Source organism: Bradyrhizobium sp. CIAT3101, from assembly GCF_029714945.1.
Lineage (GTDB): Bacteria > Pseudomonadota > Alphaproteobacteria > Rhizobiales > Xanthobacteraceae > Bradyrhizobium.
This window is the reverse complement of the sequence record NZ_CP121634.1, coordinates 9052310-9066942: the sequence shown is the minus strand read 5'-3', so window position 1 is coordinate 9066942 and position 14633 is coordinate 9052310. Positions and strand designations below refer to the sequence as shown.

The following is a 14633-nucleotide window of genomic DNA, read 5'->3' as shown; positions in this document are numbered from 1 at the left end:
GCGCGCAGGAGGCGGCGATCTATTCTGCTGTCTCTGGTCAACGAAGGCTTAGCGGATCGTTCCCTCGTCAGTTCAGGGCCAGACGTTCCCCAAAAATCTCGCGTTCTCCCCGCGCGGCCTGCCGGAACTTGGTCGGCGACATGCCGGCGGCGCGGTGGAAGGTGCGGACGAAATTGGAGAGGTCGCCGAAACCGACGTCATAGGCGATGTCGGTCACTGCGATGTCGTCGTCAGTGAGCAGGCGCGCGGCGTGACGCAGCCGCGAGCGCACCAGATATTGATGCGGGGTCACGCCGAGCACGTTGGAAAACAGCCGCAGGAAATGGAACGGGCTCAGATCCGCCAGGCGCGCGGCCTGTTCGAGATCGATCTCGGCATGCGAATTGTCGTCGATCCACAACGCGGCCTCGACCGCACGGCGGCGGTCGCGCGCCGTCGGTGAGGCCGGCTTGCGCGGCTTGCCCGAGACCACATCGACAAAGCGGCTCGCAAAAATCTGGCCGACCTCGTCGAGGCCCAGATCGCTGTTGCCATCTGCCGCCGTCTGGGCGAGCTCGCCCAGCACCATCAGCTCGGGCAGCGGCGGCGTCGCGCCGACCTGCCACGTCTCGCGCCGCCCGCCGAGCGCCTCGACCAGATCCTCGCTGAAGAAGAAAGACAGGCAGACGTCGCCGCAGACGTGCTCATGCGTGCAGGTGTATTCGTCGCCGGGCGCGCCGACCAGCAGTGAGCCTGCGACAAGCTCGAAGAAGCCGGCGCGGCAATGGCAGCCAAAGCTGCCCGAGCGGACATAGGCGATGGAATGACCGGTGCGGCACTCGGCAAACGGCTTGTCGTCCGGTCCCGCGTCGCAGCGAAACTCGGAGACCGTCATCGATTGTGACGTCAGCAGCCTGGTCGCATCCATTCCACCTATCTAGGTGGGTGAACGCGGCGGGGCAACGGGCAGCAGCACCTCGAACAGCGTCTTGCTGGCGATCGGATGAGCGCCCTCGAGCGCCAGCAGCCGCCGCTTGGAGATCACCCCGCCGTAAGGCGAGATCCGGTCGGCATAGCCGCCGGCCTCCAGCACCCGGTGGCACGGCACGATGATCATGTAGGGATTTCTGGAGATCGCCTGCGCCACCGAATGCGCGGCGCCGGACGCGCCCAGCGCCTTGGCGATCTCGTGATAGCTGCGCGTCTCGCCGCGCGGGATGGTGCAGGCATATTCGTAGACCCGCCGGTTGAAGGCGGGAACGCCGCCGGCGTCCAGGCTGACGTCGGAAAAATCAGGATCGCTGCCTTGCAGCAAGGTCACGATGCCCTCGATCGCCAGCTCGGTGTTGAGCGGGACCGCCTGCTCGCGCGCCTCGGGATGGACCTGAAAAATCCGGCGGCGGGTGTCGATCTCCCGCGCCTCCGGCAATTGCACGGCCACCACGCCGGAATGGCTCCAGACGATGCCGCAACGGCCTATGGCCGTGTCGAATGTCGTGTAAGCACGCCCCACCATGCGCACGCCCCACTGATCGCACGTGTCTCAACCCCTGCAGCGATCATAACACTGCCACAATTCGGCGCACCTGGAATCTTACCGGGACGTTAACAACTGTCCGGCCTGACGCGCCAAAGCGCTTGGCGCCGGACACCGTCTCGGCTAATCAGGACGGGCGCAGCACACGCGCATAAGCGGGCGTAGTTCAATGGTAGAACGGCAGCTTCCCAAGCTGCATACGAGGGTTCGATTCCCTTCGCCCGCTCCAACCCCTGCATCGCATCAAGCACCCGGAGGGCATGGACATGCTCGATACCGTCGCCATTGCCTGTGATCACGGGGGCTTTGCTCTCAAGGAAGCGCTGAAAGTCGCTTTGCCCGATCTGAACTGGCTCGATCTCGGCACGAACAGCGCCGCCTCCGTCGACTATCCGGATTTCGGCCACAAGCTGGCCGACGCCATCAGGGACGGCAAGGCCGCGCGCGGCATTCTCATCTGCGGATCGGGCATCGGCATTTCGATCGCCGCCAACCGCCATGCGCACATCCGTTGCGCGCTGGTCCACGATGTCACGGGCGCGCGGCTATGCCGCCAGCATAATGATGCGAACGTTCTGGCGCTGGGCGGACGCACGACCGGCGATGTGGTCGCAAAGGAATGCGTCGAAGCATTCCTCAGCACGGCATTCGAAGGCGGCCGCCACCAGAAGCGCATCGACAAGCTGGGGCCTTGTTAGAACTGCAGGTTGAGCTGACGCTCCCTGCGCCTAACCCATTGAGCTTAGCACGAACTGCAGGCTGTCGACCGGCATGCCCGAAGTTCATGCTTTGCGCTCAGGGCTGCGTAAGGGAGACGACCCATGCCCGATGTACGAATCCATATCGCTTTAGCCGTGCTTGCGATCTTCGCGCCGAGTTCGGCGTATCCCATGACCTCGATGCAGCAGCAGGCCTCGGCGATGTCGGCGCACGCCATGATCCCGAAGCGGCAGTTCGCGGCGCGACCGGCCAAGCCGGCGTCGCATCGGCTCATGATACAGGTCAACCAGAATGATCCTGCCGTGATGAACCTGGCGCTCAACAACGCCACCAATGTGCTCGACTACTATCGCAAGAAAGGTGAAGAGGCCGACGTCGAGATCGTGGCGTTCGGTCCGGGACTGCACATGTTGCGCAAGGACACGACGCCGGTTGCTGAGCGCATTCACGCCATGAAGGACCTCGCCTTCCCGAACCACGTTCGCTTCGCCGCATGCGGTGTCACGAGGGAGGGAATGGAAAAGAAGGAAGGCAAGCCGCTTGAGCTGCTGCCGGAGGCCTCCATGGTCCCCTCGGGCGTCGTACGCATGATGGAGCTGCAGGAGAAGGGCTGGAGCTACGTCCGGCCGTAGACGGGACGAACGACAGGAGGTCGGGATGACGCGCAAGCTGCTGTTCGTACTGGTCCTGTCGTTGCTCGCGCTGCCCGCTTCTGCGCAAAATGTCGGCAGGACCGGCGGCGACAAACGGAGTGCCGTGCCGGCTGCTCCTGCGCCCGCGAGCCGCGCCGTGCGGGCCGCCCAACCGCGGACGGCCGAGGAGGAGGTGAGAGATCGCACCAATGCGGGCACGATCGGATTCGCCGCCGGACTCCTCGAAGGTGCACCGCTCCGCTTCGCCACCGAGATATCGCGCGTGGTCAACGAAAGCGGAAAGGTGCACGTGCTTCCGGTAGTGACGCGCGGCCCGACCGAGAACGTCAACGACCTGCTCTATCTGAAGGGGATCGACATCGCGATCATCAACAGCGATTCGCTCGACGAGTATCGCGCGCAAGTGCCCGAGATCGGAAAGCGCATCGTGCATGTGATGAATCTGTTTCCGTCCGAGCTGCATGTCTTCGTGCGTCCCGAGATCAACTCGCTCGCCGACCTTGCGCGCAAGAAGGTGAACTTCAACACGCAGGGCACCGCCGCCGCCTATTCGGGTCCACTCATCTTCAGTCGCCTCGGCATCGAGGTGGAGAAGACCTTCGTGCCTCATCCGGCCGCGCTTGAGTTGATGCGCAAAGGCGACATGGCGGCCGTGGTTTTCGTCACATCGAAGCCGGTGGACGCGTTCGTGAAGCGCAAATGGGACGAGGGCTTCAAGTTCCTGGCGGTGCCCTGGAGTCCCGTGTTGGCCGACTATTACATACCGGCCTCGCTGACACCGTCCGATTATCCCGCTCTGGTGCAGGCAGGGCACGATATCGAGACGATCGCGGTGCCGACGGTGCTGGTCGCCTACAACTGGAATCCCGGAACACCGCGCTATGACCGCGTCACGGCTTTCGTGAGCGAGCTGTTCGGCAAGCTCGACCTGCTGCGCGGGTCCGGCTTCGACCCGAAGTGGAAGGATGCCGACCCCGCCGCCAATGTCCCCGGACTGCAGCGCCTGAAGGCGGCCGAGAGCTGGCAGGATCCCCAACTGGCCAACGCCAACCGGACGGGACCTCGATGAGGCGGCTCGCCGCCGTCCTGTTCGCCAGTCTTGCGATCGCGGAAGCGCGCGGTCAATCCGCATCCAGCACGCTCATGGGTCTCGATGAGTGCTTCGCTCAGACGCGCGCCGCGGAAGCGGCCTGCAATCAAGCGGACAACGACACCACCACCCGTCTCGGATGCAGGTTGAGGGCGCACAGCGCGGAGAAACGGTGCCTTGATAGCCTGTTTGCGAACAGGGACGAGGTCCGGCAGCCGGGCGATGCGCTTTCCAAGCCGCGACCTCGTACGCTGCAGGGGGCACCCGCACTCGAGCCGGTGGCACCTCCCTCGATCCCGCCGCGTCGCGAGGACACAACCGCGGGACTTCCAGCTGCCAAGGTTGCCAAGGGTTGGCTGATCAGCGAGACCACGTCCCCAAGAGACTTCTCCCCGCTGTTCGTCGCCAAATTGTACCCGCTCGCCCCGGTTGCAGCGGATACGCCTGGGATACTCGTACTCCGCTGCCGGAACGAGCAGACCGAGATGTCACTTGGCACCAATGGCGTCTGGCGTGCTCTGCGTGGCGGGGAGGTTGAGGTCACTATTACGTCCGATCCAGCTGCGACCAGACCAATGCGCTGGCGATTGGCAGCTGACGGTCGCACGGCCTTCATGCCGGAGGATCCGGTCAATTTCGTGCGCGGGCTGGGCGGCGGGACGACGTCGATTTCTGTCACCGACGGCACAGGCCATAGCGCCGGCGCGACCTTCGATCTCATCGGCATTGATATCGTCCGCGCTAGGCTCGCAAGCGCCTGCCGCTGGCCGAATGTGACGGTCGAATCGAGAGGGCGGTGACGCCTTCGGCTTCGAAGCGCCGATGCTGCCTGCGCGGGAAGGCCGATGGCCTCGCCGTGGTGGCCCTGCGTTTGCGCGGCGATCGCTCACCTTCCAAGATTCTAATATAATAGCCCATCGCTTGCGGCATTTGCCGCTTTCCCGGCTAAGCTCCCTCATGCACTGGCGGGTGCGGTCCTTGCGCCGGGCAACGGTTGGATGAAGGCCAGGACCCAGACCATGGACCAGCAAAAACTCGACAGGGCGATCGGTCGCCGATTGAAGATTCTGAGGACGCAGGCCGGCATGACCCTGAACGAACTCGCGAGCCGCTCCGGCGTCAGCCGGGCCATGATCGGGCGGGTGGAGCGGGCGCAGAGCAGTGCCACGGCGGCGTTGCTCAACAAGCTCTGTGCGGCGCTCGACGTCTCGCTCAGCGACGTCGTCGCGCTCTCGGAGAAACCGCCGGAGCGGCTGACGCGGCTGGCCGACCAGCCGCAATGGCGCGATCCCGACAGCGGCTACCGGCGGCGTCATGCCTCGCCGGCCGATGCGGCGAGCGGCATCGAGATCATCGTCGTCGACCTCCCGGCCGGCGCGCGCGTGGCCTACAGCCCCTGGGGCCGCAGCGCCTTCACCCAGCAGTTGCTGATGCTGGAAGGCGCGGTCTGCGTCCACATCGACGCCAAGGCGGTGCGGCTGCGTGACGGCGATTGTCTCGACTTCGACGTCATGCGCGCGGTCACCTTCGAGAACGAAACCAAACAGGATGCGCGCTACGTCATCATCACGCGGCGCGGCACCTCATACGGGAAGATGTGATGTCGCTGATCGTCCGGGACGCTACGCTCGAAGATGCCGAGGACATCCTCGCCATCTACAATTTCGCCGCGATCAACACCACGGCGGTCTGGACCGACGGACCGGCCGATCTGGACTCGCGGCGCGACTGGATCCGCGCGCGGCAGCAGGCCGGCTATCCCGTGCTGGTCGCGATGAAGGGCAGGGAGGTCGTCGGCTTCGCCTCGTTCGGCGATTTCCGTCCCTTTCCGGGCTATCGCCACACCGTGGAGAATTCGGTCTATGTCGACGAGCGACATCATCGCGCAGGCATCGGCCGCAGCCTGGTCGCCGCGTTGATCGAGCGCGCCACGGCGATGAACAAGCACGCCATGATCGCCGGGATCGAGGCCCTCAATGCCGGCTCGATCGGCCTGCATGCCTCGCTCGGCTTCATCGAGGTCGCCCGCATGCCGGAGGTCGGCTGCAAGTTCGGCCGCTGGCTCGATCTCGTCTTCATGCAGAAGCAGCTTGCGAGCGACGTAAGGCCATGACGATGCAGATCCGCACCGGCGACACCTTCGATCCGCGCGTTGTCGCGCTGCTCGACCATCACGTCACCGCCGCGCGGGCGCAGACCGCGCCGGGCAGCGCGCATGCGCTCGATCTCGCAGGGCTTCGCGCTCATGACGTCGCGTTCTGGACCGGCTGGGACGACGAGACGCTGGTCGCGACCGGCGCGCTGAAGACGCTCACCGCCGACCACGGCGAGGTGAAGTCGATGCACACGCTGCAGACCACGCGCCGCCGCGGCTTTGGTGGCCTGATGCTCCGTCACATCATCGCGGAGGCGCGCCAGCGCGGCATCAGGCGCCTGAGCCTCGAGACGGGCTCGTGGGACTATTTCAAGCCGGCGCACGCGCTCTATCAGGCCCACGGCTTCGTGCCATGTGCGCCGTTCGAGGGCTATGTCGAGGACCGCAACAGTCTCTTCCTGACGCTCGATCTTCGGACCTAGCGAAAAACCCCGGCGCAACCGGGACTCGAAAATATCGTCCTGTCCCTCAAAATGAGTTGCGCACCTCAAAACGCCTCTGCTAGCCTTCAGGCATGGCCCAAGAGACTTCCGAAAGTCTGACCGTCTCCGCCGCGCTGACATTGAAGGACATCGCCCGCGAGGCCGGTGTCAGCTTGGCGACGGTCGATCGCGTCCTGCATAACCGCCCCGGCGTGCGGCCGGACACGGTCCGGCGCGTCCAGGAGACCATCGCACGCAATGCCTTCCAGCCGCATGTGGCGGCCGCCGAGCTCGCCCGCGGCCGTGCCCGCCGGTTTGCCTTCGTCATGCCGACGGGAGCGAACCCGTTCATGCAGCAGATCGAGGCCTATCTCGGCGAGATGTCGGCCTGGCTCTCGGCCCGCCGTCTCAGCGTCGAGTTGATCAATACCGATGTGTTCGACCCGTCCGTGCTCGCGACGTCGCTCGAAGCGCTGTCAGGCGATTACGATGGCGTTGCCGTGGTCGCGCTGGATCATCCGGGCGTTCGCGCCGCGATCAACGATCTCGTCGATGCCGGCACCAAGGTGGTGACGCTGGTTTCGGACGTGCCGTCGTCGCGCCGCCACCATTATGTCGGCATCGACAACATCGCCGCCGGCCGCACCGCCGGCGCCCTGGTTGGGCGGCTGGTCGGCCACAAGCCGGGCAAGATCGCCATCATCGCGGGATCGCAGGGCCTGCGTGACCATGCCGAGCGCATTTTTGGTTTCAACCAGGTGATGGCGTCGGAATTTTCGGACCTCGAGATCCTGCCCCTGCTCGAGGGGCGCGACGATGACGACCGCTCCGAGCAGCTGATATCGCGACTGCTCGGCAAGCATCCCGACATCATCGGCCTCTACAATGTCGGCGCCGGCACGCAAGGCGTGGCCAAGGCGCTGACCGAGGCCGGCCGCGAGAAGCAGATCATGTTCATCGCCCACGATCTCACCGCGATGACGCGAAGGCTGCTGCTGCAGGGCACGCTGGATGTCGCGATCTCGCAAAATCCGGGGCACGAGGCGCGCGCTGCCGTGCGCGTGCTGCTGTCGCTAGCGCGTAACGAGCCGATCTTGAGCGAACAGGAGAATATCCGCATCGACATCCTGATGCGGGACAATCTGCCGTAGCCGCAAGGCGCGCGGTGCCTTGTGTTTTGAAGTGAGTGATTGCGGAAAGCGCGACGTCAGTTCGTGCACCGCGGCAGCGTGATCCGGAAAAGCGGGCAGCGGTTTTCCGACCAGGTCACGCTCAAACGATGAGGGAGGGACGAGTTTGTATCTCGGATTGGACATCGGCACGTCCGGTGTGAAGGCGGTGCTCGTGAACGAAGCCGGCGCGGTCGTCGCGACGGCGTCGCGCGAGCTTGCGCTGTCGCACCCTGCGCCGCTGTGGTCCGAGCAGGATCCCGATTCCTGGGTCGATGCGGCGATCGGCGCGGTCGATGATCTCGCGCGCCAGCACCCGCGCGACGTCGCGCAGGTGCACGGCATCGGGCTGTCAGGCCAGATGCATGGCGCGACGCTGCTCGGCGCGGACGGACGCCCGCTGCGGCCCGCGATCCTCTGGAACGATGGCCGCTCGCACGCCGAATGCGTCGAGCTCGAGCGACGCTGCCCCTCGCTGCACGCCATCGCCGGCAATCTGGCCATGCCCGGCTTCACCGCGCCAAAGCTGCTCTGGGTGGCGCGGCACGAGCCCCACATTTTCGAACGCGTCGCCAAGGTGTTGCTGCCGAAAGCCTATGTCCGCTATCGCCTCACCGGCGAGATGGCCGAAGACATGTCGGACGCCGCGGGCACGCTGTGGCTCGACGTCGGCCGGCGCGACTGGTCGGCGGAGCTGCTGCATGCCACCGGGCTCGACCTGCAACACATGCCGCGCCTGGTCGAGGGCAGCGCGGTCAGCGCAGTGCTTGCGGGCGAATTCGCGCAACGCTGGGGCATGGCGAACGACGTCGTCGTCGCCGGCGGCGCCGGTGACAATGCCGCGAGCGCGATCGGGCTCGGTGCGATCGCCCCCGGCGATGCCTTCCTGTCGCTCGGCACGTCCGGCGTCGTGTTCCGTGTCACCGATCGCTTTGCACCGGCGCCGGAAGCGGCGGTGCATGCGTTCTGCCACGCGCTGCCGGGGCTCTGGCACCAGATGGGCGTGATGCTGTCGGCGGCCGCCTCGCTCGCCTGGCTCGCAGGTGTAATGGAGACGCCTGCGGCCGCGCTCCTCGCGCCGCTCGGCGAGCGCGTCGACGGGCCGAGCCCGGTCAAATTCCTGCCCTATCTCGACGGCGAGCGTACCCCGCACAACGACGCCACCGCGAGCGGCGCCTTCGTCGGCCTGCGCGCTGCGACCGGCCGCAGCCAGATCGTCCAGGCCGTGCTCGAAGGCGTCGCCTTCGCCGCGCGCGACAATCTGGCGGCGCTGAGCGCGGCAGGCGGAGCGATCACGGACGTCGATCTCGTCGGCGGCGGCTCGCGCTCGCCGCTCTGGGCGCAGATTTGCGCCGACGTGCTCGGCATCGCCGTGCACCGCGTCGAGGAAGGCGAGGTCGGCGCGGCGCTTGGCGCAGCGCGGCTCGGCCGGCTTGCCGCCACCGGCGACGATCCCGCCCAAATCTGCACCCGTCCCCGACGGCTCGCCAGTTTCGTGCCCCGCGCCTCCGCAGCGTCCGCCTACGACGAGGCCTATCGCCGCTGGCGCGCGCTTTATCCCGCCTTGAAGGAGAGTCTTTAAGTGAACGCGTCAGCCAAATTCTTCGATGTCAGCGCACCCGTTGCCTTTGCCGGCAAGGATGCGGGAAATGCACCCGCCTTCCGCTGGTACGACAAGGATCGCATGGTTCATGGCCGCAGGCTGGAGGATCACCTGCGCTTTGCCGTGTGCTATTGGCATTCGTTCTGCTGGCCAGGCGCCGATCCCTTCGGCGGCGAGACGTTCCTGCGGCCGTGGCATCACGGCTCCGATCCGATGGCGATGGCGCGCGCCAAGGCCGATGCCGCCTTCGAGCTATTCCGCCTGCTCGATGTGCCCTTCTTCACCTTCCACGACGTCGATGCGGCGCCCGAAGGCGCCTCGCTCGCTGAATCCGTGGCCAATCTCAACGCGATCGCGGACCTGTTCGAAGCGAAGATGGCCACGGCAAAAGTCCGCCTGCTCTGGGGCACTGCAAACCTGTTCACGCATCGCCGCTACATGGCAGGCGCCGCGACCAATCCGGACCCCGAGATCTTCACCTATGCCGCCGGCCAGGTCCGCGCCGCGCTGGAGGTGACGCACCGGCTCGGTGGCCAGAACTATGTGCTGTGGGGCGGCCGCGAGGGCTACGAGACGCTGCTCAACACCGATCTCAAGCGCGAGCTCGATCAGCTCGGCCGCTTCGTCTCGCTCGTGGTCGAGCACAAGCACAAGATCGGCTTCAAGGGCCAGATCCTGATCGAGCCGAAGCCGAAGGAACCGACCAAGCATCAATATGATTTCGACGTCGCCACCTGTTACGGCTTCCTCGCGCGCTACGATCTGCTCAAGGACGTCAAGCTCAATATCGAGCAGAACCACGCCATCCTCGCCGGGCACTCCTTCCATCACGAGGTCGCGCTCGCCGAGGCGCTCGGCGTGTTCGGCTCGCTCGACATCAACCGCGGCGACGATCTGCTCGGCTGGGACACCGACCAGTTCGCGATGAATGTGGGCGAGCTGGCGCTGGTGTTCCACGAGATCCTGAACCGCGGCGGCTTCACCTCGGGCGGGCTCAATTTCGACGCCAAGATCCGCCGCCAGTCGATCGACCCCGATGATCTCATCCATGCCCATGTCGGCTCGATGGATGCCTGCGCGCGCGCGTTCCTCGCTGCCGCCGACATGCTCGATGCCGGCGCCCTCACGGCGCCGCTCGCCGACCGCTACAATGGATGGGCCGGCGCCGAGGGACGGGCCATTCTCGGCGGTCAGCGCTCGCTCGCCGATCTCGCCGATCGCGCGCTGGGGTCGGGCTTCGACCCGCAGCCGCGCTCGGGACGGCAGGAATATCTGGAATCTCTCGTTAACCGCTACGTCTGAGGTCGCTGATGACAAGTGCTGACACAACACCGGTCCTCGAACTCTCCGGCATTGGCAAGGAGTTCGGCGCCATCCGCGCGCTGCATGACGTCGATATGCATGTGCGGCCAGGCGAAGTGGTTGGCCTGATGGGCGATAACGGCGCCGGCAAGTCGACGCTGGTCAAGATCATTGCCGGCAATTTCCGCCCCAGCCATGGCGAAATCCGCTTCGGTGGCAGTGCGGTCCATTTCAACCGGCCCATCGACGCCCGCGCGGTCGGGATCGAGGTCGTCTATCAGGACCTCGCGCTGGCCGACAATCTGACGGCCGCCGCCAACGTATTCCTCGGCCGCGAGCTCAAACGCAAATTCGGGCCCATCGCCTTGCTCGACCACAAGGCCATGGCTTCGCGCGCGCTGGAGCTGTTCGGCGAGCTGCGCTCGGAGACGCGCCCCCACGATCTCGTCAAGCAGATGTCCGGCGGCCAACGCCAGGCGGTCGCGATCGCGCGGACGCGGCTCTCAAACGCAAGACTCGTGATGATGGACGAGCCGACGGCCGCGATCTCCGTACGCCAGGTGGAGCAAGTCCTCGGCCTGATCCATCGTCTGAAAGAGCAGGGCGTCGCCGTGATGCTGATCTCCCACCGCATGCCCGACGTGTTCGCGGTGTGTGACCGCGTGATCGTCATGCGCCGCGGCGAGAAGCGGGCCGACAAGCCGATCCACGAGACGTCCCCCGAGGAAGTCACAGCCCTCATCACCGGCGCGAAGGAGGCGGCGTGATGTCCGTACCCATGGAAAACCCGATCTCCTTCACCAATGTCGGTCGCAGCAAATGGTGGCACCGCGGCATCTTTGCCTCGCAGACCGGTTACGTCCTGCTGGCGCTCATCGTGCTGATGATCGTGATGCGTTTTGCCAGTCCCTATTTCTTCACCGAAGGGAACATGCAGAACGTGGCGAAGAACTTCTCCTTCATCGCCATCGCCACGCTCGGGATCACGTTCGTTATCATCACCGGCGGCATCGATCTCTCCGTCGGCTCGATGATGTGTTTTTCCGCGATGATCACCTCCATGGTCATGGTGGAGCTGTCGGCGCCGGGATCGGCGTTCGTCCATCTGGCCGCCGACGGCAAGACGGTCGTCGCCAATGTGCCCGGCTTGATCCTCCTGATCTCGGTGCTTGCAGGTCTGTTCGTCGCGTTCATCGTCGGGATCGTCAACGGCTTCTGCATCGCGGTGCTCGGGTTGTCGCCGTTCGTCACCACGCTCGGCATGCTCTCGATCGTGCGCGGGCTCGCCTATGTCGTCTCGAATGGCCGTGGCAGCTTTCCGGGTGGGCCCGACGCCGACCTGTTCTACGGATTGACCTCGGGTGATGTGCTCGGTGTGCCCGCGCCCTTCATCTATTTGGTGATCCTCGCCGTTGTGATGGCGGTCGTGCTGCATCACACCAGCTTCGGCCGCCACGTCTTTGCGCTCGGCGGCAACGAGAAGGCTGCCGAATTGACCGGCATCCCGGTTGTGCGCGTGAAGATCGAGGTCTACGTGATCTGCGCGCTCGCCGCCGGTCTGCAAGGCATCATCATCTCGGGCTGGCTGGGATCCGCGCCCGCGAATATGGCGACGTCCTACGAGCTCAACGTCATCGCCGCCGCTGTCATCGGCGGCGCCAACCTCGCCGGCGGCCTCGGCGGCCCGCTGGGCGCCATCGTCGGCTGCGTGCTGCTGGAGGTGATCCGCAACGGCCTCGTGCTCGCGCAGGTCAACTCCTATTGGCAGCAGACGCTGGTCGGCGTGATCATCATCCTGGCCGTGCTGGTCGACCGCATCCGCTCGCGCATGACTTAGAGCATGATCCGGAAAAGTGTGAAGCGGTTTTCCGAAAAGATCATGCTCAAACAGAGACCTGAGAGTTACTCCGGAAGGACAACGAAACATCGTCTATCCGCCTGCCGGGGCATCACATCACAAATGGATAGGCAACAAAGTGTGGAGGGAAGAAATGAAGAAGCTTCTGTTGGCCGGCGTGACCATCGCGATGATGGCGACACCGGCATTTGCCCAGACCTACAAATTCGCCGTCGTGCCCAAGGCGATGAACAACCCGTTCTTCGACGTGGCGCGTGACGGTTGCATGAAGCGAGCCAAGGAGCTCGGCAACGTCGAGTGCATCTACAAGGGGCCGATCGAGCACGAGCCGGCGACGCAGGCGCAGATCATCCAGGACTTCATCACCCAGAAGGTGGATGGGCTCGCGATCTCGGTTGCCGACGTCGCGGCGATGACCAAGTCGATCGACGCGGCGGCTGCAGCCGGCATCCCCGTCATCACGTTTGACGCGGACGCGCCGGGTTCCAAGCGGCAATCCTATATCGGCACCAACAACAAGGACTTCGGCGTCGCGCTTGGCAAGCAATTGCTGCAGCTCCGGCCCGAGGGCGGCAAGTACGCCATGGTCTCCGGTGGTCCGGGTGCGAAGAACCTTGCCGAACGCGTCGATGGCGTTCGCGAAGCACTCAAGGGCTCGAAGTGGGTCGAGGTCCAGGGGTCGCCGACCTTCTGCAACGACGATTCCACGCTCGCGGTCCAGCAGATGTCCGACCTGCGCACCGCGACGCCGGATCTCGCCGCGATCGTTCCCGTTGGCGGCTGGCCGATGTTCGCGCCGGAGGGCTTCAAGGCCTTCGTCAACAAGAACAAGAAGGACATCGACAGCGGCAAGCTGACGCTCGTCGTTGCCGATACGCTGAAGATGCAGCTCGAGTTGCTGCGCGACGGCTACTCCAACGCGCTCACCGGCCAGCGTCCGTTCGAAATGGGCGAGAAGTCGATGGATACGCTGTTGGCTATCAAGAAGGGTCAGAAGGTTCCGGAAACGATCTACACCGGCCTCGACCTGGTGACGAAGGATAACGTCGCCCAACTCTTGAAGTAGAGACGTCGAGCAGGAACGTCTCCCAGCCCCGACGTTCCTGCGTTACACTCCCTCTCCCGCCCGCGGGGGAGGGAGTGCTGCTTTGGAAGGAAATTGCAATGAAGCGTACCCAGCTTGCTGATGGTCTCGATGTCACTTCGATCGGTCTCGGCTCGGCGCCGCTCGGCGGCCTGTTTTCGGCGGTCAGCGATGCCGACGCGGAGGCCACCGTCGCGAAGGCCTGGTCGCTCGGCGTCCGCTTTTACGATACCGCGCCGCTCTACGGCTTTGGCCTGGCGGAACAACGACTGGGTGCTTTCCTGCGGCAGCAGCCGCGCGAGTCCTATGCGATCTCGACCAAGGTCGGCCGCCTGCTGCGCCCGCCTGGTAGCGCGACGAACGAGGACGATCACTACAAGGATGCGCCTGCACTGCGGCCGCAATTCGATTTCAGCTATGACGGCGTGATGCGTTCGGTCGAAGAGAGCCTGGTCCGGCTCGGGCTCGATCGCGTCGACGTCCTGCTCGTGCATGATCCCGACGATCACTACGACGATGCTGTCAGCGGCGCCTTCCGCGCGCTGGTGCGTCTGCGCGATGATGGCACCGTGAAGGCGATCGGTTCCGGCATGAACCAGTCCGAGATGCTGACGCGTTTCGCCGAAGCCGTGCCGGTCGACTGCTTCCTGCTCGCCGGCCGCTATACGCTGCTCGACCAGGGCGCGCTGAACGCGCTGTTTCCGGTTTGCGTTGCGAAGAACATCGGCATCCTGCTCGGTGGCATCTACAACAGCGGTATCCTCGCCAATCCGCATGCGGGCGCGAAGTTCAACTATGAGGACGCTGATGCGGCGCTCGTTGCGCGCGCGCTCGAGCTCGAACAGCTCTGCCGCAAGCACGGCACCGAACTGAAGGCCGCCGCGCTCCAGTTCTGCATGGCCCATCCGGCCGTGACGGTCGCCGTGATGGGCGCGCGCAACGCCGCGGAGGTCGCCGACAACATTGCGATGTCGGAGCGCACGGTGCCGCAAGCCTTCTGGCAGGAGCTGCGCGCGAAAAACCTCGTCGACGCACGGTCGCCGCTGCCTGGCGGAGCGTGA

General features: G+C 65.2%; 16 protein-coding genes and 1 tRNA gene. 15 read left to right on the top strand and 2 right to left on the bottom strand.

Annotated elements, in window-relative coordinates:
* Window positions 1–67 precede the first annotated feature (67 nt).
* Together QA645_RS41980 and QA645_RS41975 are read right to left on the bottom strand one after the other, a co-directional pair.
* A complete protein-coding gene (locus QA645_RS41980; protein WP_283046978.1) occupies window positions 68–907 on the bottom strand; it encodes an AraC family transcriptional regulator in 840 nt (279 codons plus the stop codon).
* Between the two features lie 9 nt (window positions 908–916).
* Complete coding sequence (locus QA645_RS41975; RefSeq protein ID WP_254134926.1) at window positions 917–1495, bottom strand: methylated-DNA--[protein]-cysteine S-methyltransferase; 579 nt, start codon at window positions 1493–1495, stop codon at window positions 917–919.
* A gap of 176 nt (window positions 1496–1671) precedes the next feature.
* On the opposite strand from QA645_RS41975, the gene QA645_RS41970 reads away from it, so the two are divergent.
* The 15 genes from QA645_RS41970 (at window position 1672) to QA645_RS41900 (ending at window position 14633) form a co-directional block, all read left to right on the top strand.
* A tRNA-Gly gene (locus QA645_RS41970) sits at window positions 1672–1745 on the top strand.
* A 37-nt stretch (window positions 1746–1782) separates the two neighbouring features.
* Window positions 1783–2214, top strand: coding sequence for a ribose 5-phosphate isomerase B (rpiB, locus tag QA645_RS41965; protein ID WP_283046977.1), 432 nt, complete (start codon window positions 1783–1785; stop codon window positions 2212–2214).
* Between the two features lie 123 nt (window positions 2215–2337).
* Window positions 2338–2868 (top strand): DsrE family protein, encoded by a 531-nt coding sequence (locus QA645_RS41960; protein ID WP_283046974.1) that lies wholly within the window; start codon window positions 2338–2340, stop codon window positions 2866–2868.
* Between the two features lie 25 nt (window positions 2869–2893).
* On the top strand, window positions 2894–3958 hold the full coding sequence (locus QA645_RS41955) for a TAXI family TRAP transporter solute-binding subunit (RefSeq protein WP_283046972.1): 1065 nt from the start codon (window positions 2894–2896) through the stop codon (window positions 3956–3958).
* The gene (locus QA645_RS41950) at window positions 3955–4779 is read left to right on the top strand and encodes a hypothetical protein (protein ID WP_283046971.1); all 825 of its coding nucleotides are present in this window, start codon (window positions 3955–3957) and stop codon (window positions 4777–4779) included. Before QA645_RS41955 ends, QA645_RS41950 begins: the two co-directional genes overlap by 4 nt.
* A gap of 219 nt (window positions 4780–4998) precedes the next feature.
* A complete protein-coding gene (locus tag QA645_RS41945) occupies window positions 4999–5580 on the top strand; it encodes an XRE family transcriptional regulator (protein ID WP_254134923.1) in 582 nt (193 codons plus the stop codon).
* A complete protein-coding gene (locus QA645_RS41940) occupies window positions 5580–6092 on the top strand; it encodes a GNAT family N-acetyltransferase (RefSeq protein ID WP_283046968.1) in 513 nt (170 codons plus the stop codon). The genes QA645_RS41945 and QA645_RS41940 overlap by 1 nt, the downstream gene beginning before the upstream one ends.
* A gap of 2 nt (window positions 6093–6094) precedes the next feature.
* Complete coding sequence (locus QA645_RS41935) at window positions 6095–6556, top strand: GNAT family N-acetyltransferase (RefSeq protein WP_283053605.1); 462 nt, start codon at window positions 6095–6097, stop codon at window positions 6554–6556.
* 92 nt (window positions 6557–6648) lie between these two features.
* Window positions 6649–7707, top strand: a complete 1059-nt coding sequence (locus QA645_RS41930; protein ID WP_283046966.1) for a LacI family DNA-binding transcriptional regulator — start codon at window positions 6649–6651, stop codon at window positions 7705–7707.
* Between the two features lie 145 nt (window positions 7708–7852).
* Window positions 7853–9307 (top strand): xylulokinase, encoded by a 1455-nt coding sequence (gene xylB / locus QA645_RS41925; protein ID WP_283046964.1) that lies wholly within the window; start codon window positions 7853–7855, stop codon window positions 9305–9307.
* A complete protein-coding gene (xylA, locus tag QA645_RS41920) occupies window positions 9308–10630 on the top strand; it encodes a xylose isomerase (RefSeq protein WP_283046962.1) in 1323 nt (440 codons plus the stop codon).
* 8 nt (window positions 10631–10638) lie between these two features.
* Entirely contained in the window at window positions 10639–11397 is a 759-nt protein-coding gene (locus QA645_RS41915) for an ATP-binding cassette domain-containing protein (RefSeq protein WP_283046960.1), read from the top strand.
* A complete protein-coding gene (locus tag QA645_RS41910; protein ID WP_254134917.1) occupies window positions 11397–12467 on the top strand; it encodes an ABC transporter permease in 1071 nt (356 codons plus the stop codon). The genes QA645_RS41915 and QA645_RS41910 overlap by 1 nt, the downstream gene beginning before the upstream one ends.
* A 154-nt stretch (window positions 12468–12621) precedes the next feature.
* The gene (locus QA645_RS41905) at window positions 12622–13554 is read left to right on the top strand and encodes a sugar-binding protein (RefSeq protein WP_254134916.1); all 933 of its coding nucleotides are present in this window, start codon (window positions 12622–12624) and stop codon (window positions 13552–13554) included.
* Between the two features lie 98 nt (window positions 13555–13652).
* On the top strand, window positions 13653–14633 hold the full coding sequence (locus QA645_RS41900) for an aldo/keto reductase (protein WP_283046957.1): 981 nt from the start codon (window positions 13653–13655) through the stop codon (window positions 14631–14633).